This is a genomic window from Janthinobacterium kochi, from assembly GCF_051380715.1.
In the GTDB taxonomy this organism is placed as follows: Bacteria; Pseudomonadota; Gammaproteobacteria; order Burkholderiales; family Burkholderiaceae_D; genus Janthinobacterium.
Genome location: NZ_JBNYXO010000006.1, coordinates 345,253 through 359,908, shown reverse-complemented (window position 1 = coordinate 359,908; position 14,656 = coordinate 345,253). Strand labels below are relative to the sequence as shown.

At 63.7% G+C, this 14,656-nt stretch carries 11 protein-coding genes and 3 tRNA genes; 5 read left to right on the top strand and 9 right to left on the bottom strand.

Translation table 11 applies throughout. The annotated features are described in order from the left end of the window. The 8 genes from ACQ4WL_RS16365 to ACQ4WL_RS16330 form a co-directional block, all read right to left on the bottom strand. A partial coding sequence (locus ACQ4WL_RS16365; RefSeq protein WP_436510688.1) for a GTP-binding protein occupies positions 1-525 on the bottom strand: 525 nt, incomplete at its 3' end. An 88-nt stretch (positions 526-613) separates the two neighbouring features. Continuing rightward, positions 614-688, bottom strand: a tRNA-Thr gene (locus ACQ4WL_RS16360). Between the two features lie 43 nt (positions 689-731). Next, positions 732-805, bottom strand: a tRNA-Gly gene (locus ACQ4WL_RS16355). Between the two features lie 59 nt (positions 806-864). Further along, positions 865-949 (bottom strand) — tRNA-Tyr (locus ACQ4WL_RS16350). A gap of 233 nt (positions 950-1,182) precedes the next feature. Next, the gene (locus ACQ4WL_RS16345) at positions 1,183-2,829 is read right to left on the bottom strand and encodes a response regulator (RefSeq protein ID WP_436510687.1); all 1,647 of its coding nucleotides are present in this window, start codon (positions 2,827-2,829) and stop codon (positions 1,183-1,185) included. Between the two features lie 145 nt (positions 2,830-2,974). Next, positions 2,975-4,570 carry a DUF3369 domain-containing protein gene (locus ACQ4WL_RS16340; protein ID WP_436510686.1) on the bottom strand — a complete coding sequence of 532 codons (1,596 nt, stop codon included), beginning with the start codon at positions 4,568-4,570 and terminating at the stop codon, positions 2,975-2,977. Between the two features lie 63 nt (positions 4,571-4,633). After that, on the bottom strand, positions 4,634-5,728 hold the full coding sequence (locus ACQ4WL_RS16335) for a J domain-containing protein (RefSeq protein WP_436510685.1): 1,095 nt from the start codon (positions 5,726-5,728) through the stop codon (positions 4,634-4,636). A gap of 148 nt (positions 5,729-5,876) precedes the next feature. Further along, positions 5,877-7,028 (bottom strand): class I SAM-dependent methyltransferase, encoded by a 1,152-nt coding sequence (locus ACQ4WL_RS16330; protein WP_436510684.1) that lies wholly within the window; start codon positions 7,026-7,028, stop codon positions 5,877-5,879. A 74-nt stretch (positions 7,029-7,102) separates the two neighbouring features. On the opposite strand from ACQ4WL_RS16330, the gene ACQ4WL_RS16325 reads away from it, so the two are divergent. Genes ACQ4WL_RS16325 through ACQ4WL_RS16305 form a run of 5 tightly spaced genes read left to right on the top strand, consistent with a single transcriptional unit; the run spans position 7,103 to position 11,061 of the window. Beyond that, positions 7,103-7,891: an SDR family oxidoreductase gene (locus ACQ4WL_RS16325; protein ID WP_436510683.1), complete on the top strand. Its 789-nt coding sequence runs from the start codon at positions 7,103-7,105 to the stop codon at positions 7,889-7,891. 53 nt (positions 7,892-7,944) lie between these two features. Beyond that, positions 7,945-8,343: a dihydroneopterin aldolase gene (locus ACQ4WL_RS16320; RefSeq protein ID WP_046682033.1), complete on the top strand. Its 399-nt coding sequence runs from the start codon at positions 7,945-7,947 to the stop codon at positions 8,341-8,343. A 5-nt stretch (positions 8,344-8,348) separates the two neighbouring features. Beyond that, a complete protein-coding gene (gene ttcA / locus ACQ4WL_RS16315; protein WP_436510698.1) occupies positions 8,349-9,314 on the top strand; it encodes a tRNA 2-thiocytidine(32) synthetase TtcA in 966 nt (321 codons plus the stop codon). Continuing rightward, positions 9,263-10,372 carry a sensor histidine kinase gene (locus tag ACQ4WL_RS16310; protein ID WP_436510682.1) on the top strand — a complete coding sequence of 370 codons (1,110 nt, stop codon included), beginning with the start codon at positions 9,263-9,265 and terminating at the stop codon, positions 10,370-10,372. Before ttcA ends, ACQ4WL_RS16310 begins: the two co-directional genes overlap by 52 nt. Continuing rightward, entirely contained in the window at positions 10,363-11,061 is a 699-nt protein-coding gene (locus tag ACQ4WL_RS16305; RefSeq protein WP_436510681.1) for a LytR/AlgR family response regulator transcription factor, read from the top strand. The genes ACQ4WL_RS16310 and ACQ4WL_RS16305 overlap by 10 nt, the downstream gene beginning before the upstream one ends. Here ACQ4WL_RS16305 and ACQ4WL_RS16300 read toward each other — a convergent pair. Continuing rightward, positions 11,048-14,647, bottom strand: a complete 3,600-nt coding sequence (locus ACQ4WL_RS16300) for an ABC transporter permease/M1 family aminopeptidase (protein ID WP_436510680.1) — start codon at positions 14,645-14,647, stop codon at positions 11,048-11,050. The genes ACQ4WL_RS16305 and ACQ4WL_RS16300 overlap by 14 nt on opposite strands. Positions 14,648-14,656 lie beyond the last annotated feature (9 nt).

The window sequence follows — 14,656 nt, the reverse complement described above, 5'->3', positions numbered from 1 at the left end:
TGCCGAACCTTTGATGATAGGCACGTCGTCGCCTGGGAACTCATATTTCGACAACAGCTCGCGCACTTCCATTTCAACCAGTTCCAGCAGCTCTGCGTCGTCGACCAGGTCGCACTTATTCAGGAACACGATGATGTATGGAACGCCAACTTGGCGGGCCAGCAGGATGTGTTCGCGGGTCTGTGGCATTGGGCCGTCAGCTGCGGAGCATACCAGGATCGCGCCGTCCATCTGCGCAGCACCGGTAATCATGTTTTTGATGTAATCGGCGTGGCCTGGGCAGTCAACGTGCGCGTAGTGACGCGATGCCGTTTCGTACTCGACGTGAGCGGTGTTAATCGTGATACCGCGCGCTTTTTCTTCTGGTGCTGCATCGATCTGGTCGTATGCTTTAGCTTCGCCGCCGAATTTCTTCGACAGAACCGTTGCGATTGCAGCGGTCAGCGTGGTTTTACCGTGGTCGACGTGGCCGATGGTGCCGACGTTGACGTGCGGCTTGGTCCGTTCGAATTTACCTTTTGCCATTTTGAACTCCTAATGATTTGATTAGATTGCTCAGGCACACGCCCGACGGTCTGGTTTGAATTGCTTCTGTGCTGCCTGCTGCGAATTCTGGTGCCCTTGACGTGGATCGAACACGTGGCCTCTCCCTTACCAAGGGAGTGCTCTACCACTGAGCTACAAGGGCTGTAATTTGTTGCATGCGATGCATCAAGCATCTGAACGGAAACTGGAGCGGGTGAAGGGAATCGAACCCTCGTCGTAAGCTTGGAAGGCTTCTGCTCTACCATTGAGCTACACCCGCGAGGTATCGTTCACTTATCTTCACTTACTTGCTACTACCCAGTTTTCCTTGCAAAAACTTGGTGGAGGGGGCTGGATTCGAACCAGCGTACTCATAGAGAACAGATTTACAGTCTGTCGCCTTTAACCACTCGGCCACCCCTCCGCGGGAACCGCAGAGTATGAAGCATCTACTCACAACTGTCAACCTTATTTACTGATGCCTGACTGCTGCATTTGCGTATAAAGAAGAAGTTGGCTGCTTCGGGGCGTGATTATAAGCTCCCGATTTGAGAATGTGCAAGGGTTGGCGCGAAAAAGTCGTCTTTTTTCGCATTTTTTTTATCGCCCCTGCCGGCAAGCCGCATTTTCCCGTCATTCGCCCCGCATTTTGCCTGTTTATCGGGCGTCAGGCGGATGCATCCAGGAGTTGCCAAGGGGCTTATATTTACGCAACAACTGCTGATGCAGGCCCGATAGCACGGGCAATTTGGGGTTGCGCGGGTCCAGGCGGCGCACTCCGGCAATAAACGTCAGCGCCTGCTGACCCATGCGCTCATCCCAGCCTTCATGTTCCAGACATTTCAGTACCGCCACGGCCGCATTGAACACCACTTGCGGATTGTCGGGCAAGCGCGTGACGGCTTCCCCCATCAGATCGACGGCGCCGCGGAAATCGCCTTCTCCCGCCTTGGCGGCACCTGCCGCCACCATGTCGGCCACTTCCTGGCGGCTTTGCCGCGCCAGCGCCTTTGCCAGCTCCTCGCGCCCCGCCTTCTCGAACACGGCCATGGCGCGCGTCATGGCCGCGCTGTCGGGCGCATTGCGCATGACTTCGCGCATCACCTCGGCCGCGCCGTCTTCACGCCCATGTGCCAAGCAATGGCGCGCCAGTTCCGTCTTGAGCATGTTCGAGCCGCCCACGCTGTGGCGGTTGGCAGCCAGGGCCGCGTCGAGCGACTGCTGCAAGCGTTCCTCGTTGCCCGTATGCGCATGCAGCATGGCGCTGCACAGGGCGCTGCACAATTGCGCATTTTTTTGCCCGCCCATCGACTTGTCGAGGTCTCGGATCACGGCGCCCACCTGCAAGGGATCGCCCTTGCGCACCAGGGTCTGCACCAGGCGCACATGGTCTTCCGGGTCGCGGAATTCCGAATACTTGGCCTTGCTGACCACCAGCTTCAGGGCTTTTTCCGCCATCTCGATATCGTCAGCCGCCAGGGCCGCTTCGCCCAGGCGGCGCAAGCGGCGCACGGCGTGCGGCGACAGGGCCACCGCCTCGCTCAGGGCGGCCTGCGCCAGTTCCGGCTTGCCTTGCGCCAGATGCGTGCGCGCCAGCCAGTCATACGCGTCGAGAAAACGCTTATTGTTTTCCAGTAGCCCTTCCAGCGTGCCTTGTGCCGCTGCGTATTCGCCCAGCAGGAACTGCGTCTTGGCCTGCCCCAGGCGCGCCCAGCCGATGGCCTTGGCGTCGTACAGGGCTGCGTAAATCGGCTCAGCGTCGACTGCCTCGCCCAGCAGCAAATGCAATTCGGCGCGCAGGCGCAGGAAATCGGTCGCGTATCGGGGATACAGGCTGGCACCCTCGGCGCAGGCGGCGATCGCCGCGCGCTCGTTGCCCACGTCGATCAGTTCATACACGGGCACGAAGGCATTGCGCTTGTCCAGCGCACGGCCGATGCGCTCCAACATATTGTCAGCGGTAAATGGCTTGAGAATGTAATCGGTAGGCAACAGCTCGACAGCGCTGACCACCTTGGCGAAGCTGCCCTCGCCCGTCACCATGAAAAACATGGTCGACGCGTGCATTAATTTGTGGTGGCGCAAGTCTTCCAGCATCTGCTGGCCATCCTGCCCGCCGTCGAGATCGTATTCGCACAGGATCAAATCATACGATTTGCTGCCCAGCATGCGGATCGCCTGGCCAGAGCTGGCCGCGTCATCGATCTTCGCCAGGCCGCACAGGTTGAGCATATTGTGCAGGCTGGCGCGCATACCGGGATGCGGCTCGATGATCAGTGCGCTAAGGCCCTTGAGTTCTTTCATGTCGTAATGTCCGAAAACTCTGCGGCGCGCCACACTGGTGCGTGGCGCCGACCAGCATGAGGCAGCCGAGTATATGACGGCGCCGCGCGCAAGGGAATGGTGTCGTGCAGAAAAACGCCAGGGAAGCTGGCAAGGAAGTTATAACTCAAGCGCTGGCGCGCTCCGGATGCCACAGTTGCGGCTCGTGGTCGATCAGGTCCAGCAGCGCCGTCACCACTTCCGGATCGAACTGGCTGCCGCTACGCTGTTCGATGTATTCGCGCACCTGCAGATACGGCCACGGCTCCTTGTAGGGCCGCTCGTGCAGCAAGGCATCGAAGACGTCGACCACGGCAACGATGCGCGCGGCCACGGGAATATCGCGCCCCGTCAGGCCGTTCGGATAGCCGGCGCCATCGAAATGCTCGTGGTGGCCGCCGGCGATCTGCGCACCATACGTCAGGTAGCTGACGCCGTCGACCATGTTGGCGGCCCGCTCGAGAATGGTGCGCCCGACGCTGGCATGCCGCTGCATCTGCGTCCGCTCCTCGTCCGTATGCTTGCCCGGTTTGAGCAGCACGGCGTCCGGCGTAGCCACCTTGCCCACGTCGTGCAGGATGCTGGCCAGGCCGATCATGTCGAGCAGCTGCGGTGTCAGCTCGTCCGGGTACACGCCGCGCTGCTGCATGCGGCGGGCGATGGCGTCGGACAATTGCTGCACCCGCCGCACATGGCCGCCCGTGTCGCTGTCGCGGAACTCGGCCAGGTCGGCCAGCGCCACCACGGTCGCTTCCTGCGCCTTGCGCAGCTGGCCGAACATGTACAGATTGTCGAAGGCGGCAGCGATGCGCTGGCAAAATACTTCCAGCAAGTCACGCTGGATCTGCGCCAGCGGCCACGGCGGCGTGACGGAGATGGCCAGCTCACGGTTGCCTTCCGTGTGGATGAACAGCACATTCGCCGGATGCTCGAACTGGCTGCGCTTTTCCGCAAACGCCTTGGCGATGGTGGGGGTGAGCGCATGGTCGGCCGGCAGGGCTTCCGACTCGGCCAGCATGGCATAGCTGCCCGTGGCGGCGACCACCTCGGCCCGCCCGGCGCCGCCCTGCATCAGACACAGCACACCGTCGGCGCCCACGTCGAGGATGGCGCTGACCTGGTTCAGTACGCCGGAAGCGAATTCGCGCAAGGAATGGATCTGGTACAGATTGGTGGCGCCGGCGAGGATCTTGCCCAGGCCGATGCGGCTGCGCTCGAGCATCATCAGGCTCTCGTAGGCGCGCAAGGCCGAGATGACGGTGGTAAACAGCTTTTGCGTCGTCAGTTCCGTCTTGGCCTTGTAATCGTTGATGTCGTATTCGATGATGACGCGCTGCTCGGGTGCCTGGCCCGGCTGGCCCGTGCGCAGCACGACGCGCACGATGGAGTTGTTCAGGTCGGCGCGGATGCGCTTGGCCAGAATCAGGCCGGCGTCATCCGTTTCCATCACCACGTCGAGCAGCACCAGTGCGATATCGGGCGTGTCGCGCAGGATGTCATACGCTTCGCGGCCGCTGTAGGCGGAGAACAGTTCCAGTTCGCGCCCCTTGAAACTGACATTGCGCAGCGCCAGCCGCGTGACCGCATGCACATCCACATCATCATCGACGATCAAGACACGCCACAGGCGCTGGTCAGGCGCGGCCAACCCGGCAGGACTGGCCACCGGCTCATCCTCGTCGAGCAGCCAGTTATCATCTGCATCGGCTTTGAGGTCGGTCATGAATACTCCTAATGGATAAGTTCGATGTGGACGCTGCGTTGAGGCATGTCAAGCATAATCAGATTAGATGCCGCTTACAACAGGATTCTGCGTACCTCCTTCGCCAGCGGCCGGCGCCGGCGCCGGCGCAGAGCTACCGCCGCGCGTGGTGCCACCACAATTGTCCTGGCCAGGCCCGACTGCCTGGTAGCGCACTTCATACTTGCCTGCGCTGAGCTGTTCCACCAGCAGCTTGTCGTTAGCGAGGATGTACAGGTAGCGCACGTTCGCGCGCCGCTCCGTGTCATACAATTTGACGAACACGGGCGCGGCATTGTTGCTGTTGTCGATGCTGACGGCCAGCTCCTCGCCCTTGTTTCCGATCGGGAAGCCATCGACATAGCCGGAATGCACTGGCCAAGCTTCGCCATTCGGCGCCACCAGCGATGCGGACTCTGCCTTGACTGCGGCATCGCAGGCGGGCTGGATGGCTTTCAGGCTCAACTGGGAAACGGCCAGCACGCGGATCTCGGGCGTCTTCGCTTCCTGGGGTTCCGGTGCATACGGCTTGCCCACCGCCCAGCTGTCGACGGCCACGGCCTCGTCTTTCGATGGCGGCGGTGCGGCAATGGCCGCTGGCGTGGCCGTCGGCGCATGGGGCTTGGCGCCATCGCGGGCCAGCCCGCTCCAGGCCGATGCCAGCGCGGCCGGCATGGGCTGGGACGTATCGAGCATCAGCAAGGCGCCCAGCCAGCCCAGCAGCAGGCAGACAAGCAGGCTCAGCCACCAGCGCCAGTTGCGCCAGACGGGCTGCAGGCCGCGTCGCGGCTTGCCCTTTGGTGGCGGCACATCCTGCGCCCATGTGTGCTCATGCGACTGGGCATGGCCTTTCGCGCGGCCATCGCGGCTCTTGCCTTCTTCCTGGTGGGTGCTTTCCAGCCATTCGATTTCCCACTCCTCGGCAGCGATCCACTCGTCGTGTTCCCTGCGGCGTTGTGGATCGGACAAGGTGCCATAGGCGCTGTTGAGGATCGCCATGATGCGGGCGGCCTTTTCATCGCCGGGATTCTTGTCCGGGTGGTATTTCTGGCTGAGGGCTTTGTACGCGGCACGTATGACTTCCTGCGGCGCCAGGCGCGCCACCTTCAGGTTGTCATAGTGTGTATGTATCTTTCCCATCGTTCTATCTTGAAATCGGTGCGCGGCGACGGGTTCTTGCAGGATGGAACCGTGCTGTGTCGGTCATCATAAACGATATGACAAGATAATAACCACCGGCGGACAGGAAATTGCAGGGCGAGACTGCCCTGCCTTGATATTGCAGCGCTTACAAGCGATGACTGCGGTCAGCGGACAACAGGGCTTCCGGCAACGCCACGCAGTGCCCCACGGCCAGCACCTTGAACAATTCCCCCATCTCGGCGGGCGACACCAGCTTTTGCACGGCGCTGGCCTGCGGCAAGTACGTTTTGACTTGCTCAGGATCGGTGCGCAGCAGCAAGTCGCCGATGCCAGCGCCCAGCAGGAAAGACGCCTGATTCATGTACGCGAGCACATCGAGGCCGGCATCCTGAGCCGCCACCGCCATGGCCGTGAAGTCGACGTGGGCCGTGATATCTTGCAAGCCGGGCAGATAAAACGGTTCCGCATGGGCGTGGTGGCGGTAATGGCACATCAGGGTGCCCGTGGCGCGCAAGTCCAGGTAATACTCGTGCGCAGGGAAGCCATAATCGAACAGCACGGCCGCGCCGCCCTTGCCATTGGTCAGCATGCGCGCCAGCGAGCGCATGAAGCCGCAGGCCACGCCGTGGATTTCGCTGACATAGCCAACCGGCAAGGCATCGGCTTCAGGCACCTGGGCGGCGATCTGCGCGGCCACGTCGGCGCCGGCCGGACGTTCGACAAACACGAACTGGCCGTCGGCAATGCTGACATCGAGTTCGCACCAACCGGCGGGCGTCTTGCTGATCAGATTGACGGGCATGGCGTCCAGCACTTCATTGCCGAACACGGCGCCTTCGAAACTGTCGGGAAAGCCGTCGAGCCACACCACTTGCGGGAAGCCAGCCAGCGCCAGCTCCTGGCGCGCGCGCAATTCGCCGGACAATTCGACGATTGCATACTGTTCCACAGGGATGCCGGCGCTGGCCGCTTCCGTCAGGATATCGCAGGCCAGCTTGCCCGTGCCGGCGCCGAATTCGAGGATGCGTGGGGCCGTTTGCGCCATAATAGCGGCTGCCACATGGGCCAGCGTGGCACCGAACAGGGGGGAAATCTCCGGCGCGGTTGTAAAATCGCCATCTTTGCCCAGCTTGGCGGCGCCGCCGCTGTAATAGCCGAGGTCAGGCGCATACAGCGCCAGTTCCATGAAGCGGACAAAGGGAATGGCGCCGTCATTGCGCGCGATTTCGGCGGCAATCTGGTGCTGCAAGGCATGGGACGCGGCCAGCGCGTCGCTATCGGGTGCGGGAAGAGACATATCCGCATTGTAGCGAATCGGCGGCGCATGCCGCCAGTGTGGCATCCACCGAATATCTCAACCATAGCAAAGACATGACAGAAGCAACGACAACGCCATTCGACAGCACTGCCCGGGTCGCCCTCGTCACGGGCGCGGCGCGCCGCATCGGCCGCGCCATCGCGCTGGGCCTGGCGCGCGACGGCTGGGATATCGCCGTCCATTACCGCCACTCGCGCGATGAAGCGCTCAGCCTGGTGGCGGAAATCGCCGCGCTGGGGCGCCGCGCGCAAGCGTTCCCCTGCGACCTGGCGCAGGAAGACGCCGTGCGCCAGCTGTTGCCGCAGGCACAGGCGGCACTGGGCGCCATCACTTGTGTGGTCAACAACGCATCGTTGTTTGAATACGACAATGCCGGCGATTTTTCCGTCGCCGCGCTCGACGCCCACATGCACGCCAACCTGGCCGCCCCCATCCTGCTGGCGCAGGCGCTGTACCAGGCCACCCCGGCAGGCGACCAAGCCGTGGTCATCAACTTGCTGGACCAAAAACTGTACAATCTCAATCCTGATTTTTTGTCGTACACCCTGTCCAAGGCGGCGCTGCTGTCGGCGACCACCATGCTGGCCCAGGCGCTGGCGCCGAAAGTGCGCGTGGTGGGCATTGCCCCCGGCATCACCATGGTCTCCGGCGAGCAGACGGAAGCGAACTTTGCCAAGGCGCATGAAAACACGCCGTTGGGGCGCTCCAGCACGCCCGAGGATGTGGCCGACTGCGTCTGTTACGTGGCCGGCGCGCGCGCGCTGACGGGCACGACCCTGCTGGTCGATGGCGGCCAGCATTTGATCGGTTTGCCGCGCGACGTCATGTTTTTGACCAAATAATCAGCAGCCCTGCCAAACAACCAGCATTCCAGCATCCCCTAAAAGGTAAAACTATGTCGTCCGCCCTGTCTCACCCTCGCCTGGCCGATTGCCGCCGCCTGTTTCTGCGCAATTACGAAGTCCTCATCAACATCGGCGTCTACGACTTCGAGAAAAAGGGCGAGCAGCGCGTCCTCATCAACGTCGACCTGTACATTCCCCTGGCCCTGTCGACGCCCAAGGATGACCAGCTGGAAGAAGTGGTCGACTATGACTTCATGCGCGAAACCATCGCCAAACGCATGGCGCAAGGCCATGTGCAGCTGCAAGAAAGCCTGGTCGACGACGTGCTCGCCGCCATGCTGGCGCACCCGCGCGTGCGCGCCGCACGCGTGTCGAGCATGAAACCGGACGTGTATCCCGACTGCGAAGGCGTGGGCGTGGAAGTATTCAAGATCAAGGATGAAGCATGAGCAACATGAACAACAACGCAGTGCTGGAAACGACGACGACGGCCGTGGAATTCCCGGCCAATGTGGAAGCGCAGAAACTGGCGCGCAAGAAGGCGGAAAAGATCGCCCTGGAAAACAACAAGCTGCACAAGCGCTTGTGCCGCCTGGTGGGGCAAGCCATCGGCGACTTCAATATGATCGAAGACGGCGACAAGGTGATGGTGTGCCTGTCCGGCGGCAAGGATAGCTACGCGCTGCTGGATATCCTGATGACCTTGCGCGAACGCGCACCGATTCATTTCGACATCGTCGCCGTCAACCTGGACCAGAAACAGCCGAACTTCCCGCCGGAAATCCTGCCCGCCTACCTGACGGAACTGGGCGTGGCCTTCCACATTGAAAACCAGGATACCTACAGCATCGTCAAGCGCCTGATCCCGGAAGGCAAGACCACCTGCTCGCTATGCTCGCGCCTGCGCCGCGGCATCCTGTACCGCGTGGCCGACGAGCTGGGCGCCAACAAGATCGCCCTCGGCCACCACCGCGATGACATCCTGGAAACGTTCTTCCTGAATATGTTCTTCGGCGGCAAACTCAAAGGCATGCCGGCCAAGCTGCAGTCGGACGACGGCAAGCACATCGTCATCCGCCCGATGGCATATGTGAAGGAAGAAGACACGCAGCGCTATGCGGAAGTCAAGGGCTTCCCCATCATCCCGTGCGACCTGTGCGGTTCGCAGGAAAACCTGCAGCGCAAGCAGATCAAGGGCCTGATGCGCGAATGGGACAAGAAATTCCCCGGCCGCGTGGAAAGCATCTTCTCGGCGCTGTCGAACGTGGCGCCATCGCATTTGATGGACCCGAAACTGTTCGGCTTCAAGGATTTGAAGGCGGACGGCATGGCCAACCCCATGGGCGACATCGCCTTTGACGAAGAACCGTGCTCGACGCCGACGACGTTTGGCGCGACCATTACCCTGCAACAAGGCTGACCGTGCGCGCCCTGCGCGACTACTGGATCGCGCAGGGCGCAGGCTGGGGTGCCCTCGCTGCGCTGGGCGTGTACGCCTCCTGGGGCGGCGGGCCGGACGCCTATGTGTTGTGGTTCTCCGTCGCCAAGGTCTTCTGCGCGCTGACGGGCCTGGGACTGTCGCACGGCTGGCGCAACCACCTGCGGCGCCATGGCTGGATCAAAGGCCAGCAAGACAAATTGCCGCTGGCGCGCATCGCCGCCGGCCTGCTGCTGCTCAGCGTACTGCAAACGGGTGCCGTGCTGCTGGCCGAGCTGCTGTTCCGCAACGGCGCCTTGCTGCAGGACCGCGCCGCATTGCCGGCCACGCTGGCGATCCTGACCGTGCTCTGGTTCATCGTGTTCGCGCTGTGGACGCTGCTGTACGCCTTGGCGCTGTCGCGCCGCCACGCCACGCAGCTGGCGTTCGACAAGCTGCAGCTGGAAATCCATGTCAAGGACGCTGAACTGCGCGCCTTGCAGGCGCAAGTCAATCCCCACTTTTTCTTCAACAGCATGAACAGCATCCGCGCGCTGATGTTCCAGGACGTGCAGGCGGCGGCGCGCGCCATGAACCAGCTGGCCGCCATGATGCGCCACAATCTGCAGACGGGTTTGTCGGAGACGGTGCGGCTCGATGCCGAACTGGCTGCACTGCAAGCCTATCTCGGCATGGAAAAGCTGCGCTTTGAAGAGCGGCTGCAACTGAGCCAGGATATCGCCCCCGGCCTCGACGCCGTGGCGCTGCCGCCGATGCTGTTGCAAACGCTGGTCGAAAACGCCATCAAGCATGGCGTCGAACGCAGCACCGGCCCCTGCGCCGTGCGCATCGAGGCGCGCCGAGTCGATGGCAACGTGCTGCTGCGGGTGGCAAACCAGGGCAAGCTGGCAGCCGATAGCGGCTCGACGCGCGTGGGCCTGGCCAATGCGGGCCAGCGCCTGCATCTGCTGTTTGGCGCAGGCGCCAGTTGCCGCCTGGCCGAACAGGACGGCTGGGTCGTCGCCACCGTCACACTACCTTGGGAGAATACATGCGCGTGATGATCATCGACGATGAACGGCTGGCGCGCGACGAATTGCGCCGCCTGCTGCTCGAGCATCCATGGGTCAGCGTGGTCGGCGAAGCGGCCAATGTGCAGGAAGGCTTGCAGCAGATCGCGGCGCTGGCGCCGGACCTGATTTTCCTCGACGTGCACATGCCCGATGGCAGCGGCTTCGATCTGCTGGGGGCGCTCGCGCAAGCGCCGGCCGTGATCTTCACCACGGCCTACGACCGCTATGCGCTGCGCGCCTTTGACGTCAGCGCCCTCGATTACCTGCTCAAACCCATCGATCCGCCACGCCTGGCGCAAGCGCTCGAGAAGCGCCGGCCCGCCCCCCAGGAAGCCGGGGTGGCACCCGCCGATGGCAAGGTATTCATCAAGGACGGCGAGCGCTGCTGGTTCGTCGCACTGGACGAGATCGCGCTGTTCGAATCGGAAGGCAATTACACGCGCGTGTATTTCGATAGCCACCGTCCGCTGCTGCTGCGCTCACTGGTGCAGCTCGAAGCGCGGCTGGACGCGGGGAAATTCATGCGCGTCAGCCGCAGCCGCATCGTCAACCTCGCCAGCGTGACGGGCATCGCGCCAGCACCCGCGGGCGGCATGACGCTCACTCTGCAAGGGGGCCTGCGCGTGGGCATGTCGCGCCGACGCGCCATCGTCTTCAGGCAGCTCAACCGCCTGTAAGCTGCACGCGGCGGCGGTTATCCAGCGCATTGCGTTCGATCAGCAGCTGCTCCGGGTCCAGCACCGCGTCGCCCGGTGGTGCATCGACCGTCACCGTCACTGACGAGACCCCGTCGGGCTGCCGGTGCTTGCCGCGATACAGCAGGCGCTGTGGCGTGCCCTCGGCATACACCGCCAGTTCGACCGGTTCATCATAGGCGCGCGGCGTCTCGCGTCCCTTGCCGTCGGCTTCCAGCTTGGCCAGCTGCACTTGCAAGGTCACGTCCCAGCGGCCATCGGCGCGGCGCAGCGCACTGGCGCCGGCCAGGCGGTTGTCGTACAGGACGATGTGTTCGAACAAATCGGTGACCAACTGCTGCTGCGCCGCCGGCGTTTCGGCACGGATAAAGGACAGCAGGTCGCGGCTGGTCGCATAGGGCGAGCTGCGATAGCGATGCTGCGCCAGGAAGGCTTTCAGGGCGCGGTTCAATGCCGCCTCGCCGATTACGGCGCGCAAGCGGTAAAACACCAGGCTGCCTTTGCGGTACTCGATATACGCCTGGCCCTCGCTGCGGAACAGGGGCAGCTCCCGGCCCTGTTCGCGGCCCCGGCCGGCGAGGTAGGCGTCGAGGTCGAAGCGCAGGATGCGCCGCACCTTGTCGGCGCCGTAGCGCTGCTCCACCGCCATCAGCGCCGAATATTCCGCCAGCGATTCGGTCAGCATCCCGCTGCCCTGCACGTTGGCGGCGATGAGCTGGTCGCCCCACCACTGGTGCGCCACTTCATGCGCGGTGACATAGAACACATGGTCGACGCCATCGGGATCGCGCAGGTCGCTGACAAAGCCCAGCGACTCCGAAAACGGAATCAATCCCGGAAAACTGCGCGCGTACTGCTGGTACAGCGGGAACTCGACGATGCGCAAGTGCCGCTGCGGGTAGGGGCCGAAGTGCGCCGTATTGTAGGCGAGCGCCTGCTGCGCGCCGGCGACCATGCTGCCGGTATTCCACGCGTGCTGCGCGTCGTGATACACCTCGATCGCCACATCCTGCCACTGCGCGCGCCGCACCTGCCAGCGACCGGACTGGAAGGCAAAGAACGGCAGCGCCGGCTGCGCCATGCGGTAGCTGAAATAACGGCGCCCGCCCTGCTGCCAGCTGCCCACCAGCGTGCCCGGGGCGAGCGCCACCTGGTCCGCACTGGTGGAGATGGTGGTCTGGAAGTCGACCAGGTCGCCATCGATGCCCCACTGCTTCCAGTAATTGCTGTAGCGCGCCTGCGGGTCGTCGAGCTTGGGCATGCCATGCGGCGCGCCCAGGCCACGCTGACGCCGCTCGCCGCTGTCCGTGATGTCCTGCGCAGCGTTGTAACCCAGGTGCGGGAAATACTGCTCGATGGTGAAATAACTGCCGTTGTGCTGCACGCCCTCGAGCTGGCCGCTGGCCGTAAAGCCCTGTTGGCGCACGCTGACGAGAAACTCGACATCGAACGTCGCGCCCGGCGCCAGCGCCTGCGCCAGTTCGACGATGCGCACGCCATGGCGCGCATCATCGACCAGCACGCGGTGCGCGGGCAATGTCGGCCAGGTGGTCCGGGCAGCCGTATCCATCTGCAGGTACAGCGTGTGCAGAGGCGTCGCACCACGGTTCTTCAGGCGATAGCGGCCGCGTATCGCCACGCTGCGCTGCGCCGGATACAGGTCGACATTGGCCGCAATGGCCGTGATGCCGGGCTGCGGCAGCGCGAGATATTGGCGATAACGCCGTTCATGGTCGGCGCGCGCATCGAGCAGCTGTGCGCCGGACTGATACCGGTTCAGCACGTGCATGTTGTAGGCGATCCAACTGCCGCTGGCGGCAAAGCCGGCCAGGCTCAAGGCCAAGGCCCAGCCGCTGGCGCCGCGCAGGCGCCGCACGCCCTGCGACCAGCGCACGCGCCAGTGGGCGGCGCGGCCCGGCGGGCGAAAAGCCTGCGCCACCAGCAGCAGCGCCACCGCGCCCAGCGCCCAGTACAGCGCGAACCACAGCCAGCCGGCCAGCAGGCCACCATAACCATTCAGGTCCGAGTACACCAGTTCCGGCAGCGACGCAAAGCGGTACAGCGGATGCGTGCAGCCCAGCGCGACCAGCAGCGGCTTGAGCATCACCAGCAACAGCGAGAGCGCATACGCGACATACTTCTGGTTGACCAATACCTGCAGCGCCAGCATGGCCAGCGCCATCAGCACGAACCAGGCGGCGTTCATCAAGATCCCTTGCAGATACAGCAGCGGTTCCGGGCGCACGCCGCCCTTGAACAGCTGCACCGCCAGCGCGGCCAGCACGCCGGTGCCCAGGAACACGGCCACCACGCTGACCAGGGCGCCGCACTTGGCCAGCAGCGGCAGCCAGCCCGGCACGGGCAAGGCATCGGTCAGATCGGCGATCTTCGCCTGCCGGTCGCGCCATACCAGTTCGCCGCTGTAGAACATGACGACGATGGCCAGCACGAAGTTCAGGCTGTCGGCCAGTTCGACCAGCATCAGGCGCGTCAGCGGATACGGCACGCTGTCAAAGCGCGAGCCGCCGACGCTGACATTAGCGATGAAGTTGCCCAGCGCCAGCAGCAGCATGACGAGGAAAGGCACGCTTTTCAGCACGCCCATGGCGTCAAAACGCAGCACATGCCAGAACTGCCGCCATGCCGTTGCCATGCCAAAGCGCGGCGTGACGGGGCGCAGCGCGGAGCCGGCTACGCCGACGGCAGCGGAGATGGCGGCGGGTGCTGGCTGCGCGCGGACGGCGCGCCTGAACCAGCTGCGGGCGGCGCCGGCGCGCTGCGGCTTGAACAGCCAGATCGTCGCCGCCAGCAACGCCAGCGAGAGCACGCTCCACAGCAGGCGGTTGGCCAGCAGCAGGCCGGCCAGCGGCGGCAGCGCCGTATTCATTTCCGCGCTGGTGAAGTAGCGCGTGGCAAGCGCCAGGGCGCGCACGCCGAACGGGTCCAGCAGGGCTGCCGCCATGGCCAGCGCCGGACGCCCGGCCAGCAGACCGGAGGCCGCCCACAGCACGAAAAACGCCAGCACGCCCACGTACACGAGCAGCATCGAGCGCCCGGCCACGGCCAGCAGCATCAGCAGCGCGGCGACAAACAGCACATTGGGCACGATAAAAACGGCAAAGCTCCACAGATAGGGCAGCGGCGTGACGGGGTTGAGCCGCTCGGGGTCGGCGGCGGACGTCAGCGAACCGAGCATCATCGCCAGCACCACCAGCACGAATACCAGCAGGCAGGCCGCCAGGCCAGCCAGGAAACGCCCGCCCAGGTAGTCGCGCTTGCGCATCGGCGTGGCGTACAGCAGGTCGGCGATGCCGGCGTCGCTGTCGCGCAGCACGGCGCCGGCAATAAACACGGCCACCAGGAACATGGCGAGCATGCTCAGCACACCAAGCTGGTTGGCGATCACCGCCGGCGCGTTCAAGTGCACATTGCCGATGCCGCCGCCCAGGCGGAAGGTCGGGCTGCCGGCCGTCAAAAAGGCGCCGACCATCAGGGGCAGCGTCATCAGCCAAAGCAAGGGCTGGCGCAACTGATAGCGCAAATCGAAGCGAAAAAATTCCTGCCACATGGTGTTCTC